The following is a 19801-nucleotide window of genomic DNA, read 5'->3' as shown; positions in this document are numbered from 1 at the left end:
AAATTGGTCGGTAAATGAGGGAGGCTTATTTGGCATGCCCAAAAACAGGATGTATCAGAGCTGTATATAAAAATGGCTCTGATGTCAGGAATGGAGTAGGATTCTCATGAATCCCACCCCAACTATTGACATAGAGCCAAAGTTTTCCGAGGGCATCTGCCTGAAGGTTGTCCGTGTAGGAAATTTTTTGTTTATAAACAAGGATGAGTCCCGGAGCATCCTGACGAGAGATCACGGCAAAATCATAGAACAGATCATTCTTTGTGAGATGCCCCGTATAGTGTTTTTGCGGAAAACGAAGGATGTCTGAGATCGAGGCGGAGCGAAGCTCTCTGTCCCAGTCCTCGGCAGTCATGGAGTTCTGGTCAAACTGGTAGACCGGCTCAAGGTTTTCGTTGACGACGAGAACCCCGGAGAGATGTTGTTCTTCTGCGTAGCTGGCGATTTTCTCCGGGTCAGCATTTGGTTCCTCGAGCAGTATTTTACACAGCCCATCGGCCTTGTCCATCAGCGCAGAGAGGGACTCTGTTCGGTGGGAAGCACTTTCCTCCATGTAGTAGGTGAGATGATGACCTACCGAAGAAAGCGTCTGGGCAGAGAATACTCTTAATGAGTGGAAATCCATTTCCGTGAAGACGACATAGGTCAGAAGGAAAAGGATGACACCTGCAATTGAAAAAAACTCCCATCGATAAAAGTTGAAATCAAGATTAGAATGAATCTTTTTCAGGCGATTCATGGTTTTTCTGGTTCTCCTTTTTCATTTGTCAAACAGTCGGCATCGAGGTGGTAATTCTGAAGAATGCGGTCGGCAGTGCCATCTTGAATCATCTCCTCAAGTGCCTGGTTGATTTTGGCGATCAGAGCAGGGTCTGCATCTGTGGCAAAGGCGATTCCGAGATTGGAAACATAGGAATCATCATTTAAAAATCGGTAATCTTCCCGGTCATTCGAAAGCAAGGTCGTCCACACGGTTGCATTGGCGTAGATTGCGTCACAGTAACCGCTCAGCAGAGCACCGCGAACCTCAAGAAGATCAGAAAAACAGTAGACCCGGCTTGTCGTCGGGACTTCAGGAAGATCTTGATGATTGAGGAGTAGATATTCGGTCTGGGAGTCTGCGAGCACTGCGATTGATTTTTCAGTCAGATCATTGGCCGACTGGTAAGGGCTGTCCGCGAGAACAATCGGAAGATGTCTGCTTTTCATGTAGGGACCCGCCCAGCGATAGTTCTTATTGAGACCATCCATGCTGAATCCGCACCACAGGCAGTCGATTTCATGTTCGCTCAGCAGTTCGTCTTTCAAAGCCCAGTCAATTGGAAAAAAATCTGCCTGATATCCGATGCGACGGCAGACTTCATTTGCAAAATCGGCGTCAATCCCGATGACGGTTCCGTCTTTATCATAGTCGATAAATGGCGGATAAGTGGCGTATCCAATTGTCAGGTGCGGAAGAGCAGACGTAGAATGGTCTGTCGATGTTTTTTTGTGAATCAAAATCAGGCTGAATGCCAGTCCAATCAGGATGGCAGTCCATATAAGAAATTCAGAAAATTGTCGTTTTTTCATATAAATATCCCCGTAAATCAGTATAGCATACGGGCTAAAAAATAGCAACAAACAGAGATTTAAGGTTATAGTTTGTGCAACGCAGAAACAGTGACAAATTTAGTGACAAATTTTCTGTTTAGAAAAATTCTGCCAGGAAAAATTAACAATCTTGTCAAATCAAGGAAAATAAACTAGAATGGTACAGAACGATATAAAATAAATTGAGAAGTAAATTATTAAGTAAGCAAAAATATAAGAAACAATAAGAAACCGTAAGGAACAATAAGAAACAAAAAAACAGACAAGACAGAAAAACAAACGAGATATAAAACAGGCGAGATACAAAAACAGACAAGGCATAAAAACAAACAAAGAGAACGGAGACAGAACGTGGCAACGAAAAAGAAACAGAACAAACTCTCTTATCTGGTTCGTGGCGGGATGACGGTTTTGACGACAGTACTGATTGTACTGTTTTTTTGCATTATGTCGATTGTGGGAAAGATTCAGGGAACAGCCCGAGTGGTAAACTATGCCGGACTTGTGAGAGGAAAGACACAGCGGATTATCAAACTGGAGATTGCGGGTTCCCCACAGGATGAGATGATTGAGAGCGTGGCCTCTTTTATTGAGGGACTCAGAGAGGGCAGTGATACATGGAATCTTGTCCGCCTCAATGATGCACAATTTCAGGACAAGCTGACAGAGCTGAGTGCGGATTTTGATGATCTGAGAGAAGAGATTTTGAAGGTGCGCCAATTGGGATACCAGAATACCGACATCATTGCGGAGAGCGAGGCTTTCTTTGGAATCTGTGATGAGGCGACTGGTCTGGCGGAGGCGTATTCCCAGAAAAAGGCGACTGCGCTGAGTCATCTTGAGCAGGTTGTGGTATTGGATACGATCGGTCTGGTGATCCTGATTGGAATTGAGTTAGTCAAAGCTCTGCGCTATGCGGCGATGAACCGAATTTTGCAGAGCAAGGTCTATCTCGACGAGGCGACCGGTCTTCCGAATAAGAATAAGTGCGAGGAGATTCTCGGCGCACCGGAACTTGCGGGTGAGAATGGATCGACAGCGCTGTGCGTGTTTGATTTAAACAATTTGAGGACGATCAACAACAGTTTGGGACATGCAAAGGGAGACGAGTACATCCGAAATTTTGCGGTGGAATTGAGAAAAGCGCTCGCGCCGGAATATTTTGTCGGGCGAGATGGAGGAGATGAGTTCCTCGCAGTTCTGCATGGCCTGAATCATGAGGAAGTCCAGACTTGCATGGCGCAGATCCGGACGCATATGGCGGAGTACTCGAAGGAACATCCGGAGATGCCGATCAGTTATGCGGCGGGATATGCACTGTCGGATGATTTTCCAGAGTGCACGATGAGAGAACTTTTCCGCTATGCGGATAAGAACATGTACATTGACAAGAATCAGGCCAAGATGGAGGAGGCGACAAAGGAGAAACAGATCAATCTGAGTGTTCTCAAGTTCATAAAAGAAAAAGGATTTTCCTTTACAGACTGTGTGTACTGCGATGGACAGCAGGATCAGTACCGTGTACTGCGTGCAAGCTCGTCCTTCTTCCTCGCGGACGATGGAAGTTATTCCGGAGCGGTGGAACAGATTGTGCAGGAGCTTTCGACTCCGGAGACGAGGAAGAAACTCTGGGAGGAGCTTCAGCTCTCATATCTGAAAGAGACACTCTCCAAAACGCATGAGAAGAGCGAGTATCTTTGCCAGTATCCGGAAGGTGACCATATGAGAAGAGGGCGTTTGACGATCCTCTATTACGATTCCAATGCACATGGAGAATTGCATCATTTTGTGCTCGGATTTGAGCGCTTCCGCGACTCTGCACAGCTTGAAGCGATTGAGAAACGTCAGCTGACCCGCTATTACGAGCAGATGAAGCAGTCGATCCTTGAGAACAGCAACTACGTCGATGCACTTCTCGAGACGGCTGAGGCGGTCTATACCGTAGATCTGACGAATGATCGGATTGAAAAGATCTTCTATCGGGATGCGAATGTTCGCCACTTTGAGATTGAGATCGATCTTCCATGTTCTTACAATGAATATTGCGAGGGACGGCGAAAGTTTATCTCAAGTGAGACGATGGAGAACTATCGAATTGCAGATTCCTCGGAGAAACTGTTGGAACGTTTTCACACGGGGGCAAAACAGGTTGCAGTCGAGTATCAAGAACTCGGTGCGAAGAAAACTCTGATCTGGCTTCAGAAAATGATTCTGATGTCCCGGGACACTGTTTACGATGATGCGAGTGGAGTTGAGCGCAGTGTTGTACATGGAATGATTCTTTTCAAAAATACTTCGGCGTTTCATGAGCAGGAGAAGATGGAGAGAGAACGTCTTCAGGTCGCATTTAAGAAGGCGGATCTTGAGAGCAAGGCAAAGACGGAATTCTTGAATCGCATGAGCCATGATATTCGGACGCCGATCAATGGAATCATGGGAATGGTCGACATCATTGCGAAGAACAAGGAAGATCCGGAAAAGGTAGATGCCTGCCTTGAAAAGATTCGACTCTCCTCCACACATTTGCTGGCGCTCGTCAGCGATGTGCTTGAAATGAGCAAGATGGAGGCGGGGCATTTTGTTCCGGAGAGAAAGCCGTTTGATATTGAGGAGCTGATGAATGAAGTTGCATCGCTGATTGAGGGTCAGTTGTCGGAGACCGGAATTGCTTACCATGCATACCGGGAAAATCTCAGCCATGTTCATTTGCTCGGAAGTCCGCTTCATCTGAGACAGATTTTGCTGAATATCTTGAGCAATGCGATCAAGTACAACAAGCCGAATGGAACGATTGATGTCTACACGAGGGAGGCATCGTTCGACGAGAGGACGGTTGTCTATGAGTTTAAGATCACGGACAGTGGAGTTGGAATGAGCGAGGACTTTGTGAAGAACAGATTGTTTGAGCCGTTCAGCCAGGAAAAAACGGATGCCCGCACGCATTACACGGGAACCGGGCTTGGCATGTCGATCGTGAAAGAGATGGTCGCAAAGATGAACGGAACGATACAGGTTCAGAGCCGTGTCGGAGTTGGAACAACGTTTGTCGTCGCGATTCCATTTGAGCTTGATGTGCAGGCAAGTCGGGTCAAGAATACGAAAAATGGGATGGGTGCGATTGGAGATCAGACCGAAACGTATTCGGAAGACGGGGCGGAGACAGAGAATTTAGAAAAAAACATATCAAAAGAAAGTACATCAAAAGAAGGTACATTAAAAGAAGGTACACCAAAAAAAGATACATCAAGAAAAGAGCTTGCGGGAAAGAACATTCTTCTTGCGGAGGACAATGAGATCAATATGGAGATCGCAGAGTTCTATCTGACGGATCATGGCGCAAGTGTCGATCAGGCGTGGAACGGGCAGGAGGCAAGCGAGAAATTTGCCAAATCTGCGCCGGGAGCTTACGATGTCATTTTGATGGATGTGATGATGCCGGTGATGGATGGACTTACGGCGACGCGCAAAATTCGCGCGATGGAGCATTCGGATGCCGAGGCGATCCCGATTCTTGCGATGACGGCGCAGTCCACCGCGGAGAGTTATGAAGAGTGTCGGGAAGCTGGGATGAATGGATATCTGACAAAGCCGATCAACCCGGAAGTGATGGTGAAAGAAATTTTGCGGGTTTGTGAAGTTTGCAAAGGTCAATAAACGGAAATGTAAAAGAGAATAAAGCGTAAAAGAGAGTAAAGCGTAAAAGAGAATAAAGCATAAACGAGAATAAAAGAAAACGTAAAAGAGAATAAAAGGGAAAAGAGTGTGACGGATTATGAGAGAAAAAGAGATAAAAGGAACCCTTTTTTCAAATCAGGCGCTGTGGTGGTTGATTGCGCCACTTGTTGTGGAGCAGATTCTGGCAGTGACGGTCGGAATGGTAGATACGGTGATGGTTTCAAGTGCGGGGGAGGCGGCGACATCTGGCGTCTCTCTGGTGGATATGATAAACACGCTGATCATCAATATTTTTGCGGCGATCGCGACAGGAGGAGCTGTTGTATCGTCACAGTATCTGGGACAGAAGGACAAGAATAAGGCGTGTCAGGCGGCAGATCAGTTGCTGTTGATCACGGGACTTATCGCAATCGGAATCATGGTGTTGTGCCTGATTTTCCGCAGACCGTTTCTCTCGATTTTGTACGGGGAGATTGAGGCGGATGTCATGCAGAATGCGTTGATTTATCTGATTCTCTCTGCGTTGTCATATCCGTTTCTGGCAGTGTACAATTCCTGTGCGGCGCTGTTTCGATCGATGGGAAACTCGAGAATCTCGATGCAGGTTTCGATTTTGATGAATGTGATGAATGCGGTGGGCGACTATGTATTCATTTTTGGATTCCACTGGGGCGTGGCAGGTGCGGCACTTGCTTCTTTGATTTCAAGAATGACTGCCTGCGTGATTCTTTATCTCAGACTTAGAAATCCGGCGCTCGACATTCACGCGGGTGCACATGGAATTCACTGGGATGGAAGGATGATTCACAGGATTTTGAATATCGGAATTCCGAGTGGAGTGGAGAATAGTATTTTCCAGCTCGGACGAGTGCTTGTTGTTGGTATTATTGCAGGATTTGGAACGATCCAGATTGCGGCAAATGCAGTTGCAAACAACCTCGACTCGATGGGCGTGCTTCCGGGAAGTGCGATGAACCTTGCGATGATCACGGTGATTGGTCAGTGTGTCGGAGCGGGGGACTACGATCAGGCACAGTATTACACGAAGAAGCTGATGACGGTGACGTATGCGGTTAATATGGTGACTTGTCTTGCGGTGCTTGGAGCGATGCCGATGATTCTGAATCTGTATGGATTGTCGGATGAGACGCTTGCGCTTGCGTCGACGCTGGTGTTGATTCATGATGGCTGTGCGATCTTTTTGTGGCCGTCGGCATTTACGCTGACGAGTGTTTTGCGTGCGGCCAACGATGTGAAGTTTCCGATGGTGGTCTCGATTGGATCGATGATCGTTTTCCGAATCGGACTGAGTTATATCGTCGCAATTGGAATGGGACTCGGAGCAGTCGGTGTATGGATTGCGATGGTTGTGGACTGGATTGTGCGTGCGTCGTTCTTTATCTGGCGTTATCGCAGTGGAAAGTGGAAGATTTATTATCGTGCGGAGTAAGGGTGTGGGGCGTTTTTTCCTAAACGGTTTGTTTTGGGGGAGAAAGTTTCTGCGGTGGTTTCGTTTGAAATGGATTTTCTTGGGATGGATTCTCTTTGAAACGGTTTCGCTTGAAACGGCTTCTCCCTGCGAGGTAAATCCCTGAAAACGCGCTCTCGCTCCGGGTTCGAGCGTAGCGGTGCATAAGACTGCAAAATACGCAGTCTAAGCACCGACGTCTCACACGGGTTTTCATGGACTTCCTCGCGGTCGAAGCCTGTGTATAGGCAGTGTGAGATTAGATTGATTTCTTTTGGGAATGCCGTTCGATTTATGTGTGCGAAGCCTGTGTACAGGTAGCGAACTGTCTGTGAACAATCTTAGGTGAAAAAGTATTATTTAAGCGATTTTTCGGTCAGAATAAAAGGTCTGGCGGAAAGGTCGCTTTTTTATTTTGCGAAAAAATTAAGTTGATGCTGGTATATTGCTGAGGAGTATATAACGCAGGAGAGCAGGAAATCCTCGTTTAAATTGTATACATAACTAGAATGTTATGTGCATGATAAAAAACACATCATTGATTGACCTAAAAATGCGTGATAATATATAGAAAACAAGAAAGAATATTGAAAATAAGAGACAAAATGACGAAAAATTTTCTGGATTTTTGCTTTTAAAATGATATGAATAATACAAAGTTACAAATTCGTTACCATTTGTGCAACGCGTGAATGGTAACAAATTTTGTGGGAACAGGGAAATCGGGTCGACGGTGGTTGACCACAATGGCAGAGACGGGGGAGTGTTGATGAGAAGAATCATTGACAGCCATGCTCATCTGGTACAGTATATCGCAGGAACAGGTGCCGGAGGGGAACTGCGGAGCATTGGCAATGGAATGGCAATCTATGCGAATGGTCAGATTGTCCGGATGATACCGGAACAGTTTCACGGGGACAGCGTGTCGCCGGAACAGATTTTGGAGGTCATGGATCAGAACGGAGTCGAGAAAGCGGTTCTGCTTCAGGGAAATTTTTATGGATTCCAGAATTACTACACCGCAGAGGCGGTGAAAAAGTACCCGGATCGTTTTGTTGGAGCGGGAAGTTACGATCCGTTTTCGAGGGATCGGGACGGTATCCGCAAATACCTGTTTGAGGAACTTGGATTTCGGATTGAAAAATTTGAGGTCAGCACGGGTTCCGGTCTGATGGCGGTTCATCCGGATCTCAAGATGGATGGGGAAGTCATGGAAGAGGCGTGTGACTATGCGCAGGAACATGGTCATGTGTTTACGATTGATATTGGAAAGTGCGGGAGCGCGAGCTGGCAGGTTGAGGAGCTGAGGACGTTGATTCTTCATCATCCGAATCTGAAATTTGTGGTCTGCCATCTGCTTGCACCGTCGCGAAAAGATGAGGAAAAGCTCAGATGGGGACTGGAGCGACTGAGACTTCCGAATGTCTGGTTTGATCTGGCAAGTGTCGTGCACAATTGCCGTCCGGATGAGTATCCATTCCCGCAGGCTCAGAATTTTGTGAGAATTGCGAGGGATCTCGTTGGGGCAGACCGGCTTCTGTTTGGAACCGATATTCCTTCTGCTCTGAAGGAGGAGGAGTATGAACGGTATGTCAATTATTTAGAAGAAATTCAGGATTTCACAGAAGAGGAGAAAGACCTGATTTTCTATAAAAACGCAGATTATGTATATTTTGGGGACGACAAGAAGGGAGAATGAAGATGAAAAAGACGGCAGTGAAATGGACAGCGGTAGCTCTTGCAGGTGCGATGAGTGTGTCACTCGTTGGCTGTATGCCGACCCAGACTCAGCCGAGCGCAGAGCAGAATTCCGGAAGTGCAGATGCAGGCGCTACGACAGCGGAGAGCACGGCAGTGACGGCAGATATGGAAGTCGACACGACAACTCCGATCACGCTTCGCATGAACTGGTGGGGTGGTGAGACCAGACACAAGGCAACGCTTGAGGCGATTCAGAAGTTTCAGGAGAAGTACCCGAATATCACCGTTGCACCGGAGTACGAGGCATTCAACGGTCATGAGGAGAAAGTTGCTCTTGCAATTAAGTCCGGAAATGCACCGGATGTCATGCAGCTTGACTGGAGCTGGATTTTCACCTATTCTCCGGATGGAAACAATTTCTATGATCTGAATAAAGTATCAAACATTCTGGATCTGAGTAATTACACGGACGCAGATAAGGATATCTTCACGATCAACGGAAAGCTGAATGCGATCCCGATCAGTAAGACCGGTCGTGTCTTCTGCTGGAACAAGACAACGTTCGACCAGATCGGAGTGGAGATTCCGACAACACTGGATGAGCTTCTTGCGGCAGGAAAGAGCTTTGAGGCATATGATCCGTCCTACTATCCGCTCGTTACAAAGGAGCTGGATCGTGCATTCCTGATGATTTACTACTTACAGAGCAAATACGGAAAAGACTGGGTGAAGGATGGAGTACCGCAGTACTCGAAAGAAGAGATCGCAGAGGGATTTGATTTCCTGAAGAATCTTGAGGATAACCATGTAATCCCGACACTTCAGAAAGTTGCTGGCGATGGTGCAGATCTGATTGATACGAATGCAAACTGGATCGATGGTCACTATGCAGGAATCTTCCTGTACGATACCTCCGTTGTAAAGCATGCAGAGGCAGTTGAGAACGGTGAGTTCGTGATCGGCGACTATGTAAAGATGGGCGACTATCAGGGAGGATTTATCAAAGTTAATCAGGCATTTGGTATCAGCGCAACGACCGAGCATCCGGCAGAGGCAGCTGCTCTGATTCAGTTCCTTGTAGCAGAGGAAGATGGTGTGACAACCCTTGGCGATACGAGAGGTGTTCCGGCAAACAAGGCGGGACTGGAGATGCTTGATCTGAGCGGAAGCCAGGTTGCCGAGGCAAATGCAAAGGCAGTTGCTTGGTGTAACTTCCAGATGGATCCGTACTTCGAGCGCAGTTCCTTCACCGGTTCTGATGGTACCTTCTTCAATGCTCTTCAGCTTTCCAGCTACGGAGAGAGTGATTCTGAGGCTTGCGCCCAGATGGTACTCGATGGTCTTCAGAGTGAGATCAATCAGTAAAGAATTGGAAAGACAGTGAAAAAAGTAGATAAGGGATTTGCCGGATAGAGAGTCAGGCAGACGAAATAATATGGAGACAGCCGTAAGACGCGAGATGCGTGTTACGGCTGTTTTGGTGTAATTCAAGTCGACCAGGCATCGACTTGGCGCGTGATTTTGGTCAGCTTTGCTGACATCTTTCCATCAAAATCACTGCGCATGTCAGATCAGGCTTCCGATCAGGTAGACCACAAACGATGCGATCCATGCGATTGCGCACTGCATCAGGACAACGGCGAATGCCCAGCGACCGCCGAGCTCTCTGCGGATGCTTGCGATTGCGGCAACACACGGGGTGTAGAGCAGGCAGAAGACAAGCAGGCTACCGGCTGAGAGCGGGCTGATTGTGGAAGTCAGAATCGCTGTGCTTCCAAACAGGACGGAGAGCGTTGCGACAACACTCTCTTTTGCCATGAATCCGGTGATCAGGGCGGTGGAGATTCTCCAGTCGCCAAATCCCATCGGGGCGAATAGCGGAGCGATCACGCCGGCAACGCAGGCAAGGATGCTGTCTCTCGAGTCGGTGACAATGTTCAAATGCAGGTCAAATGTCTGCAAGAACCAGATTGCGAGTGTCGCCATGAAGATCACGGTGAAGGCTTTCTGGAGGAAATCTCTCGCCTTGTCCCAGAGCAGATGACCGACGTTTTTTGCGCCCGGCATGCGGTAGTTTGGAAGTTCCATGACAAACGGAACCGCTTCCCCGCGGAACAGCGTCTGACCGAAGAGCAGTGCCATGAGAATTCCCATGAAGATTCCGCCAAAGTAGAGGATCGCCATCACAAGTGCGCCCTGCTTCGGGAAAAAGGCACTTGCGAAAAATGCGTAGATCGGCAGTTTTGCGGAACAGCTCATAAACGGAGTCAAGAGAATCGTCATCTTGCGGTCGCGCTCAGATGGGAGTGTTCGGCTCGCCATGACGCCGGGAACCGTGCATCCGAAGCCGACAAGCATCGGGACAATGCTTCGCCCGGACAGACCGATTTTGCGGAGCAGTTTGTCCATCACAAAGGCGACGCGCGCCATGTATCCGCTGTCCTCAAGCATTGAGAGGAAGAAGAACAGCGTGACGATGACAGGCAGGAAGCTCAGTACACTGCCGACACCGTTGAACAGTCCGTCAATCACGAGAGATTGGAGGACGTCACTGACGTTCCAGGCGATCAGGAGGTTCTGAACGAGGTCGGACAGCGCAGAGATGCCTGCGTCGAGGAGCGACGAGAGGAAAGCACCGATGACCCCGAATGTCAGGTAGAAGACGAGTCCCATGATGCCGACAAAGCAGGGGATTGCGGTGTATTTTCCGGTCAGGATGCGGTCAATCTGTACGCTTCGCAGGTGTTCTTTGCTCTCTCTCGGTCGAACCACGGAGGCGTCACAGACTTTTCCGATGAAATCAAAGCGCATATGAGCGATCGCAGCGGAGCGGTCAAGACCACGCTCTTTCTCCATCTGGCAGAGGATGTGCTCAAGGGTCTCCTGTTCGTTTTGATCGAGGTGCAGACTCTTTAAGATCAGCGGATCGCCCTCTGCAAGTTTGGAAGCGGCAAAGCGCAGAGGAATGTCGGCACGCTCTGCGTGGTCCTCAATCAGATGCATGATTGCGTGCAGACAGCGGTGAACGGCACCACCGTCGTCGCCTGCATCACACAGATCCATTTTTCTCGGACATTCCTGATATTTTGCGACGTGGACGGCGTGGGAGATCAGCTCGTCAATTCCCTCGTTCTTGGATGCGGAGATCGGGATCACCGGGATACCGAGCATCTCCTCCATCTTGTTGATCATAACGGAACCGCCGTTGGCGCGTACCTCGTCCATCATATTCAGTGCGAGAACCATCGGAATGTCAAGTTCCATCAACTGCATCGTCAGATAAAGATTTCGCTCGATGTTTGTCGCGTCGACGATGTTGATGATTCCCTTCGGGTGATCGCGCAGGACGAAATCGCGGGTCACAAGTTCCTCGCTCGAGTAGGGCGACATCGAGTAGATGCCGGGAAGGTCGGTCACGAGAGTGTCTTTGTAACCGCGGATCACTCCATCTTTTCGGTCAACGGTCACGCCTGGGAAGTTTCCGACATGCTGGTTTGAACCGGTCAGCTGATTAAATAGGGTGGTTTTTCCACAGTTCTGGTTTCCGGCGAGTGCAAAAGTCAGGATTGTCCCGTCAGGAAGCGGGTTCTCTGTGGATTTCTCGTGAAAGCGTCCGCCCTCTCCGAGTCCCGGATGTGGAAGGGTTTCCGCATCCGGAGCCGGCCTAGGAGGGATCGTCTTTGCATCTCGAATGTTCTCGATTTCGATTTTTTCTGCGTCCGCTAAACGCAGAGTCAGTTCATAGCTGTGAATCCTCAGTTCCATCGGATCGCCCATGGGAGCATATTTCACCATGGTGACCTCACCTTTTGGAATCAGACCCATGTCGAGGAAGTGCTGGCGCAGTGCGCCCTCTCCACCGACAGAGCGGATCGTGGCAGTTTTTCCGATCGGTAAATCTCGTAGTGTCATCTCTGTACCTCTTCTGTATGGATTCTGTATGGAATCCGTAGTGTGAAACAACTGAAAATACTTGATTATTGAGAAAAATTATCAATAATCAAAATAACCGTATGAAAAAACAGCAGATTTGTCAAGCATTATTTCTGATCTTCTTGACTGCAAATTGCGAGCCGGTGCTGATACTTTTCCCGGGTCGCAAGTCCACCGCGAATGTGGCGCTCGGACTTGTTGATGTTTAAGACAATTCGGGCGCGGGCAGCGAGGGAGGGATTGATATGTTCAAGCCGGTCTGTCACATCCTTGTGAACCGTGCTCTTGCTGATTCCGAATTTTTTTGCAGTCTGACGTACCGTGGCATTGTGGTCGATGATGTAATTGGCGATTGCAACCGCCCGTTCTTCAATATAATCTTTCATGAATGTCCTTCCGAACACGTTTTTTACATCCTATTAGAAAAAGAGGAAAAGTATGTGTGAAAAAGGGAAACTTGTGTGTTGTTTTGAGGAAAACTTGTTGAAGAGATTTTTTAAACGAAAAGACAAATTGCTCAAAATGTCCGCGTGATAAAAACATTTGTATTTTAGTGGCGAATTGTGTATAATAGAACAGAAAAATCTATACAGAAAGAAGAAAAATCTATGAAAAAGCTGTTTGAAGCATGGAATCAGATCAGTCTGGTAAAACGGATTGTGGTAGGTCTGATCATCGGAACCGTTCTGGGTCTTGTGTGTCCAGGAACAGGGGGAGTTGCAATTCTTGGTGATGCGTTTGTCGGAGCGCTGAAGGCGGTGGCACCGCTTCTGGTCTTCTTTTTGATCGTCAGTTCGCTCTGCTATTCTGGAAAGAGTCACGGCGGTGTGATCCGGACCGTTATCATTCTTTATATGTTCAGTACCTTTCTTGCGGCTGTGATTGCGGTGGCATCGAGCATGCTGTTCCCGGTATCCCTGACGCTGAGTGCGGAGGCGGCTGATATGTCAGCACCGCAGGGAATCGCAGATGTGCTGAGAAATCTGTTGATGAATATTGTGTCGAATCCGGTGAAGGCACTCACGGAGGCGAACTACATCGGAATTCTGTTCTGGGCAGTTCTGCTCGGTTTTGGTCTGCGCGGTGCCGGAGAGACGACGAAAAAGACACTCAATGATCTTTCAAGTGCCTTTTCAAAGGTTGTGACCTGGATCATCAGCTTTGCGCCGTTTGGTATTCTTGGTCTGGTATACAACACGGTGTCGACGAATGGTCTGTCAGCATTTACCGAGTATGGAAAACTGCTCGCCGTGCTTGTCGGCTCGATGCTGTTCATCTACTTTGTGACGAACCCGATTCTTGTATTCTGGTGCATCCGCAAGAATCCGTTCCCGCTGATCTTCAAGTGCCTGAAAAAGAGTGCGATCACCGCATTCTTCACGAGAAGTTCCGCTGCGAACATCCCGATCAACATGGAAGCGTGTGCGGAGATGGGACTTGATAAGGACACCTACTCCGTGACAATCCCGCTCGGCTCTGCGATCAACATGGACGGAGCAGCGATCACGATCACGGTGATGACGCTTGCGACGGCGCACACACTGGGAATCAATGTGGATATTCCGAGTGCGATTGTCCTGAGTATTCTTGCAACGCTCTCCGCATGTGGAGCATCCGGTGTCGCAGGTGGTTCCTTGCTTCTGATCCCGATGGCATGTGGACTCTTTGGAATTCCGAATGAGGTCGCTATGCAGGTGGTTGGAATCGGATTCATCATCGGTGTGATTCAGGATTCTGTCGAGACGGCACTGAATTCTTCTTCCGATCTTCTTCTGTCTGCTTCCGCAGAGTTCAGACAGTGGAGAAAAGAAAATAAGGAGATTGTTTTTTAGAAAATTAAGTTCTGAGAGAAAATCAGGTTCAAAGAGGAACCGGCAGGAGAGTTGTGCCGGTTCCTTTTTATTTTCAAGTCGACGCAAGCATCGACTTGGCGCGTGATTTTGCTCAGCTCTGCTGACATCTTCTCATTAAAATCACTGCGCATCCACTCTGAGTTATATTTGGTTTTACAATCCCTTGATTTTATGGTATGCTTGACGATGTTTTTACGGTTCACGGCAAGATTTGGGATTCAAAAATCCCATTGCCGAAGACAATTTTCAATGGATTTTTGCTCGTGACTGTGAAGGAACTGAACCGTTACGAAAAGATTATGAAAGGACATAGAAATTTATGTTACAGACAATTGAGACGATCAACACCGCTGTAAATAACTTCATCTGGGGAGTTCCGGCGATGGTCTGCATTATCGGTGTGGGACTTTATCTGAGCCTTCGCACCCAGTTTCTCCAGATTCGGAAATTCCCCTATGCGATCCGAACGACGATCGGACGAATGTTCCGCAAGAAAAATGCCTCAGACGGAGCAATCACCCCGTTTCAGGCAGTGTGCACCGCGCTCGCGGCGACGGTTGGAACCGGAAATATCGCAGGTGTGGCAGGTGCAATCGCAATCGGCGGTCCGGGCGCAGTCTTCTGGATGTGGGTTTCTGCAATGCTCGGCATGTGCACGAAGTTCGCTGAGGTAACGCTTGCAGTTCATTTTCGTGAGACGAATGCGGAGGGCGATCAGGTCGGCGGTCCGATGTATTACATCAAAAATGGACTCGGCAAGAAATGGAGCTGGCTTGCTTATCTCTTTTCTGCATTCGGTGTGCTGACAGTATTTGGTACCGGAAACGCGACTCAGGTAAACACGATCACGACGGCAATTAACTCCGCTCTCCTGAACTATCAGGTGATCACGGAGGAGAATGTGGGAATGTCAAACCTGATCATCGGTGTGGTGATCGCGGTTCTCGTCGCGCTGATCCTGCTTGGAGGAATCAAGAGAATCGGACAGGTTACAGAGAAGCTCGTTCCGTTCATGGCTCTGCTCTACATCCTGTTGGCACTTGGCGTAGTTCTTGTGAATTTCCGTGTCGTTCCGCTTGTGTTCGCTTCAATTTTTGAGGGCGCATTCAAGCCGGCATCGGTTACGGGTGGACTTGTCGGAAGTATGTTTATGAGCATGAAGAAGGGTGTCTCCCGCGGTATCTTCTCAAATGAGGCAGGACTCGGAACCGGATCGATCGCTCACGCATGTGCGGATACAAGAAAACCGGTTAAGCAGGGTATGTTTGGAATCTTTGAGGTGTTCACCGACACGATCCTGATCTGTACGCTGACCGCTCTCGTCATTCTTTGCAGTCAGGTATCGATCGCTTACGGAGAGCCGGCAGGCGCAGAGCTGACGATTCAGGGATTTACTTCCACCTACGGCAACTGGGTATCGATTTTTACCGCAGTCGCAATGTGCTGTTTCGCGTTCTCAACAATCCTCGGATGGGGACTTTACGGAGCGAGATGCATCGAGTTTCTGTTCTCTGAGCGCGTGATCCGTCCGTTCATGGTGGCATATTCCCTCGTGGCAATCCTCGGCGCGACCGCAGATCTCGGTCTGATGTGGAACATTGCGGAGACCTTCAACGGACTGATGGCAATCCCGAACCTGATTGCACTCTTCCTGCTCGCAGGAACGGTTGTGAAGCTGACGCAGGAATATTTTGCGGGAAATGATCAGTAGGATATCCGTAGAATGATTCGTAGAAGCAGAATGACCGGTAAAATGATCAGCAGATCGAGTAGATTGAAAAACGTTTTATAAAAAAACTTTATAAACCTTCAAAAAAGATTTGTTCAGGCGAATTTTTTCAGGTAGTCCAGAATGTTTTCGGACGATCCATGAAAAAATTCGCCTTTTTTGTTCTGGCGTTGACTTTCTTTTCTTCTGCCTGTAAGATACGCACTAACACCGAAGCGCAGGAAAAAAGAAAAACAGAAAACGCAGAAGAAAATGCAGAGTTTGAGAGGGCGCGGACGGGAAAGAGGAGGACATGATTATGAGAAAAAGACAAATGCTTACATGGATCACGGCGGTAACACTTGGAATGAGCCTTTTAAGCGGATGTTCCAAAAACTCCGGACAGGCAGAGAGCACGACAACTGCTGGCAGTGCAGTTTCGAGTTCTGCTGAGACGAAGACGAGTGAGACAAGTGGAAACAACGATTTGAAGGTTGTCCGTGAAGCAGTCATGTCCAATAACTTAGACCAGTGGCTTGCGATCATCGGAACGGAAAAAGGATTTTTTGAGGATGAGGGAATCAAACTTGAAGTCACGGAGTTTGCAGCAGGAATCAATACCGTGGATGCGATTGTGACCGGACAGGCAGACATCGGAGACCTCGCGGATTATGCGGCAGTCAACCGAATCGGAAATACACAGGACAAGACAAATTTGAGAATCCTGTTTCGTCTTGCACAGGGAACTGGAAGTTCTCTTTATGTGAATCCGGACAAGGTAAAAGATCTCTCCGATCTGGCAGGTCAGGGCTTTATCACTCTCCCGGGAACCGCATGGGATTACTGGAATGCCGTGACTTATGAGAAAGCAGGAATTCCGGAGGATCAGCAGAATATTGTGAGAGTGGACAGCTCCCAGGCAGGTCTTGCAGTGATGACGACCGGTCAGGGCGTGGCATTCTGGGCTGGCGGAGTTGATGCAAAGAAACTTGAGGAAGCCGGAATGAAACCGCTCGTATCGATGGATGAGATTGGACTCTACACGGACCAGTATCTGATCAGCTCAACCGAGTATCTCGCGGAGAATCCGGAGACGGTTGAGAGCTTTGTGAAGGCACTCAAGACAACTCAGGAATGGGTTGAGGAGAATACGGATGAGGGAGCACAGATTCTTGAGGATAAGTTAAAAGTTCCGAAACAGCAGTTCCTTGATAAGTTTGAAAACTACAAGATGGATCTTGACTTCCCGGAGGAAGCGGTGGAACATTTTGATGGAATCAAGGCATGGGCGATTGAAAATGGAAAGTTTGCAAAAGATTATGATGTGAACGATTTCACAGATCTGACGGCAATCAAGAAATTATATCCGGATAAGGTGGCTGAATAATATGTACCTCGAACTGAAAAACATCAATAAAAAATTTGGAGATTATCAGGCATCGGATCAGGTGTCCTTCTCAATCGAAAAAGGAACGCTCGCAGCTCTGCTCGGACCGAGCGGAAGCGGAAAGACGACGATTTTAAGAATGATCGCAGGGCTGGAACATCAGGACAGCGGAGATGTCTTCATCGATGGAGTCTGTGTCAACGATGTGCCGGTCGAGAAGCGCGGAATCGGATTTGTGTTTCAGAACTATGCGCTCTTTCCCTACATGACGGTTTACGACAACATCGCGTATGGACTGAAACTCAGAAAGCAGGACAAGGAGACGATCAAAAAGCGGGTGACGGAGCTTCTCGATCTCGTCGGTCTTCCGGGACTCGAAAATCGTCTTCCCGGACAGCTCTCAGGTGGACAGAGACAGCGCGTGGCATTTGCCCGCGCGCTTGCTCCCGATCCCCAGCTTCTGCTTCTCGATGAGCCGTTTGCGGTGATCGATGCGAAAGTCCGCAAGGAACTGCGCGCATGGCTCAAGCAGATGGTGGAACAGCTCGGTATCACGAGCATTTTCGTCACTCACGATCAGGATGAGGCAGTCGAAGTTGCGGATGAGATCATTGTGACAAACCGCGGAAGAGTTGAGCAGAGCGGAACGCCGATTGAGATCTACAAGAATCCGAAGACTCCGTTTGTCGCCCAGTTTATTGGAGAGTCGATTAAGTTAGAGGGATCCGACAGACTCAAGGGATTCTCTGCAAAATTCGGAGAGTCCGAGGCAGTGATCCGACCGGAGTTTGTCAAGGCAGTGCGCGCCGGGGAGGCGGTTGATTTTCCGAGTGCCTATGAACATGGTGTTGTCGAGGAGACCGCATTCCGTGGAAGTTACACGGAACTTCAGATCAATGTGAAGGGATTGAAGATTTCGGCATCGTGGGGACTCGAGGAGGAACCGTTAAAGCGTGGTGACGAGGTGGATGTACTGATTTACCGGCTCTATGTGTTCCATGACGGGGAGGCGCATCTTCTGAAAAATGAGCTTCTGACCCCGGGTGATGTGTTCTATATTTAGTCAACCTATATTTGGTCAACGGAATGAACGATATTTGATGAAGGATGAACGATTTCATGGAATGAGCGATGATTGATGAAAGATGTTGTGTTATGAAATCAAATCATCATGGAATCGAACCAGGAATGGGAGAATACGAGAGACGAGAGAGCGGAGGTGTTTGGTGTGAAAAAGGGCATCAATCAGATTTTAAAATGCGGGGCAGTGACCTGGATTCTGCTTCTGGTGATCTGGCAGATCGGATCACTTTTCTATACAGATGATTTTCTTCCGGGACCGGCGACGACGTTCGCAGGGGCTGGAGTTTTGATAGAGGATGGAACGCTTGCGACGGATATTTCCGTCAGCCTTCAGCGAGTGCTCCGCGGATGGTTGCTCGGCGTGATCTTTGCAGTTCCGGTTGGACTTTGCATCGGCAACTTCAAGAAAGTCGGATGGGTGTTGGAGCCGTTTCTGAATTTCTTCCGTTTTGTGCCGGCGATCGGATTTATCACGCTGTTTCTGATGTGGTTCGGAGTGGGAGAAAATTCTAAGACTGCGCTGATCTTTTATGCGGTGATCTTCCCGGTAATGATCAACACGATCGCGGGAGTTCGGGCGGTTGACCAGTCGCTCGTCGAGGCATCCCGTTCTCTTGGAGCATCCGGGCGAACGATCTTTTTCACCGTGATTGCGCCGTCGGCAGTTCCGCAGATTTTTACCGGTGTTCGTCTGGGACTCAGCGGAGCGATCATCTGCATTGTGGCAGCGGAGATGCTTGCAGCGTCCGAAGGTATCGGATATCTGATTTACACTTCTCGTCTGTATTACAAGACCGATTGGATCTTTATTGGAATTTTCACGCTTGGATTTCTCGGATTTCTTGCAGACCGGATTTTGCTGTTTGCGGGAAAGAAGTTTTTGTACCGGTTTGGAGTGAGATAGGAATTTATTAGATTGTGTTGCTTGGTTGATTTTGGTTGTTTGGAGTAGCTGGGGCGCTCCTCTAGCGGGTAAAGTTCTGCAAACGTGCTCTCGCTCCGGGTAAATCAGCGGAAGCGTCACTGGCGCTTCCTCGATACGCTGGGCGGATGCAGCGGTGCGTAAGGTCGCAAAATACGCGACCTAAACACCGGCATTTCACACGGGTTTGCAGAATCTTTCCCGCCTCGGAGCGCAATGACAGAAACGGATATATATGTTAGATCACATGCAAGGTAGTGAAAAATAGCTGGCATGAATTGCCACGTCTGAAGTCTCCGTTTCCTACGCCATCAGGCGTGGTTTCTGGAAGATAACAATAAGTGGCTTATGGCTATTCACAAAGCCCTATCCCAATGGGATTACTTTTAAGCGACAGTTTGTTGCAAAGTATATTTCTTTCGTCGCTGTCGCTTTTCTTTTGATTTGCTAAATGAATTTTTTGCTTGTAATTGTTTTT

General features: G+C 48.4%; 13 protein-coding genes. 9 read left to right on the top strand and 4 right to left on the bottom strand.

Annotated features, from left to right (window positions below; genetic code table 11):
* Positions 1–25: 25 nt before the first annotated feature.
* Together ACR0QT_RS13810 and ACR0QT_RS13805 are read right to left on the bottom strand one after the other, a co-directional pair.
* Positions 26–739 (bottom strand): hypothetical protein, encoded by a 714-nt coding sequence (locus ACR0QT_RS13810; protein ID WP_432631279.1) that lies wholly within the window; start codon positions 737–739, stop codon positions 26–28.
* Complete coding sequence (locus ACR0QT_RS13805) at positions 736–1572, bottom strand: substrate-binding periplasmic protein (RefSeq protein ID WP_432631278.1); 837 nt, start codon at positions 1570–1572, stop codon at positions 736–738. The genes ACR0QT_RS13810 and ACR0QT_RS13805 overlap by 4 nt, the downstream gene beginning before the upstream one ends.
* Positions 1573–1944: 372 nt before the next feature.
* Here ACR0QT_RS13805 and ACR0QT_RS13800 point away from each other — a divergent pair, with 372 nt between their 5' ends.
* The 4 genes from ACR0QT_RS13800 (at position 1945) to ACR0QT_RS13785 (ending at position 9802) form a co-directional block, all read left to right on the top strand.
* Positions 1945–5247 (top strand): ATP-binding protein, encoded by a 3303-nt coding sequence (locus ACR0QT_RS13800; protein ID WP_432631277.1) that lies wholly within the window; start codon positions 1945–1947, stop codon positions 5245–5247.
* A 118-nt stretch (positions 5248–5365) separates the two neighbouring features.
* Entirely contained in the window at positions 5366–6718 is a 1353-nt protein-coding gene (locus tag ACR0QT_RS13795) for an MATE family efflux transporter (protein WP_432631276.1), read from the top strand.
* Positions 6719–7505: 787 nt separating this feature from the next.
* Entirely contained in the window at positions 7506–8435 is a 930-nt protein-coding gene (locus ACR0QT_RS13790) for an amidohydrolase family protein (protein WP_432631275.1), read from the top strand.
* 2 nt (positions 8436–8437) lie between these two features.
* Positions 8438–9802 carry an ABC transporter substrate-binding protein gene (locus ACR0QT_RS13785; RefSeq protein ID WP_432631274.1) on the top strand — a complete coding sequence of 455 codons (1365 nt, stop codon included), beginning with the start codon at positions 8438–8440 and terminating at the stop codon, positions 9800–9802.
* Between the two features lie 201 nt (positions 9803–10003).
* Here ACR0QT_RS13785 and feoB read toward each other — a convergent pair whose 3' ends face one another.
* Together feoB and spoIIID are read right to left on the bottom strand one after the other, a co-directional pair.
* Positions 10004–12349, bottom strand: coding sequence for a ferrous iron transport protein B (feoB, locus tag ACR0QT_RS13780; protein ID WP_432631273.1), 2346 nt, complete (start codon positions 12347–12349; stop codon positions 10004–10006).
* A gap of 128 nt (positions 12350–12477) precedes the next feature.
* Complete coding sequence (spoIIID, locus tag ACR0QT_RS13775) at positions 12478–12756, bottom strand: sporulation transcriptional regulator SpoIIID (protein WP_432631272.1); 279 nt, start codon at positions 12754–12756, stop codon at positions 12478–12480.
* Between the two features lie 222 nt (positions 12757–12978).
* Here spoIIID and sstT point away from each other — a divergent pair, with 222 nt between their 5' ends.
* The 5 genes from sstT (at position 12979) to ACR0QT_RS13750 (ending at position 19305) form a co-directional block, all read left to right on the top strand.
* Complete coding sequence (gene sstT, locus ACR0QT_RS13770) at positions 12979–14202, top strand: serine/threonine transporter SstT (RefSeq protein ID WP_432631271.1); 1224 nt, start codon at positions 12979–12981, stop codon at positions 14200–14202.
* A 340-nt stretch (positions 14203–14542) separates the two neighbouring features.
* Positions 14543–15934 (top strand): alanine/glycine:cation symporter family protein, encoded by a 1392-nt coding sequence (locus tag ACR0QT_RS13765; protein ID WP_432631270.1) that lies wholly within the window; start codon positions 14543–14545, stop codon positions 15932–15934.
* A gap of 316 nt (positions 15935–16250) precedes the next feature.
* On the top strand, positions 16251–17318 hold the full coding sequence (locus tag ACR0QT_RS13760; RefSeq protein ID WP_432631269.1) for an ABC transporter substrate-binding protein: 1068 nt from the start codon (positions 16251–16253) through the stop codon (positions 17316–17318).
* Between the two features lies 1 nt (position 17319).
* Entirely contained in the window at positions 17320–18381 is a 1062-nt protein-coding gene (locus tag ACR0QT_RS13755) for an ABC transporter ATP-binding protein (protein ID WP_432631268.1), read from the top strand.
* Between the two features lie 108 nt (positions 18382–18489).
* Complete coding sequence (locus ACR0QT_RS13750; RefSeq protein ID WP_432631267.1) at positions 18490–19305, top strand: ABC transporter permease; 816 nt, start codon at positions 18490–18492, stop codon at positions 19303–19305.
* Positions 19306–19801 lie beyond the last annotated feature (496 nt).

This window comes from Brotaphodocola sp., from assembly GCF_050873365.1.
In the GTDB taxonomy this organism is placed as follows: Bacteria; Bacillota; Clostridia; order Lachnospirales; family Lachnospiraceae; genus Brotaphodocola.
The sequence above is the reverse complement of the archived record's forward strand: the minus strand, read 5'-3'. Positions and strand labels throughout refer to the sequence as shown.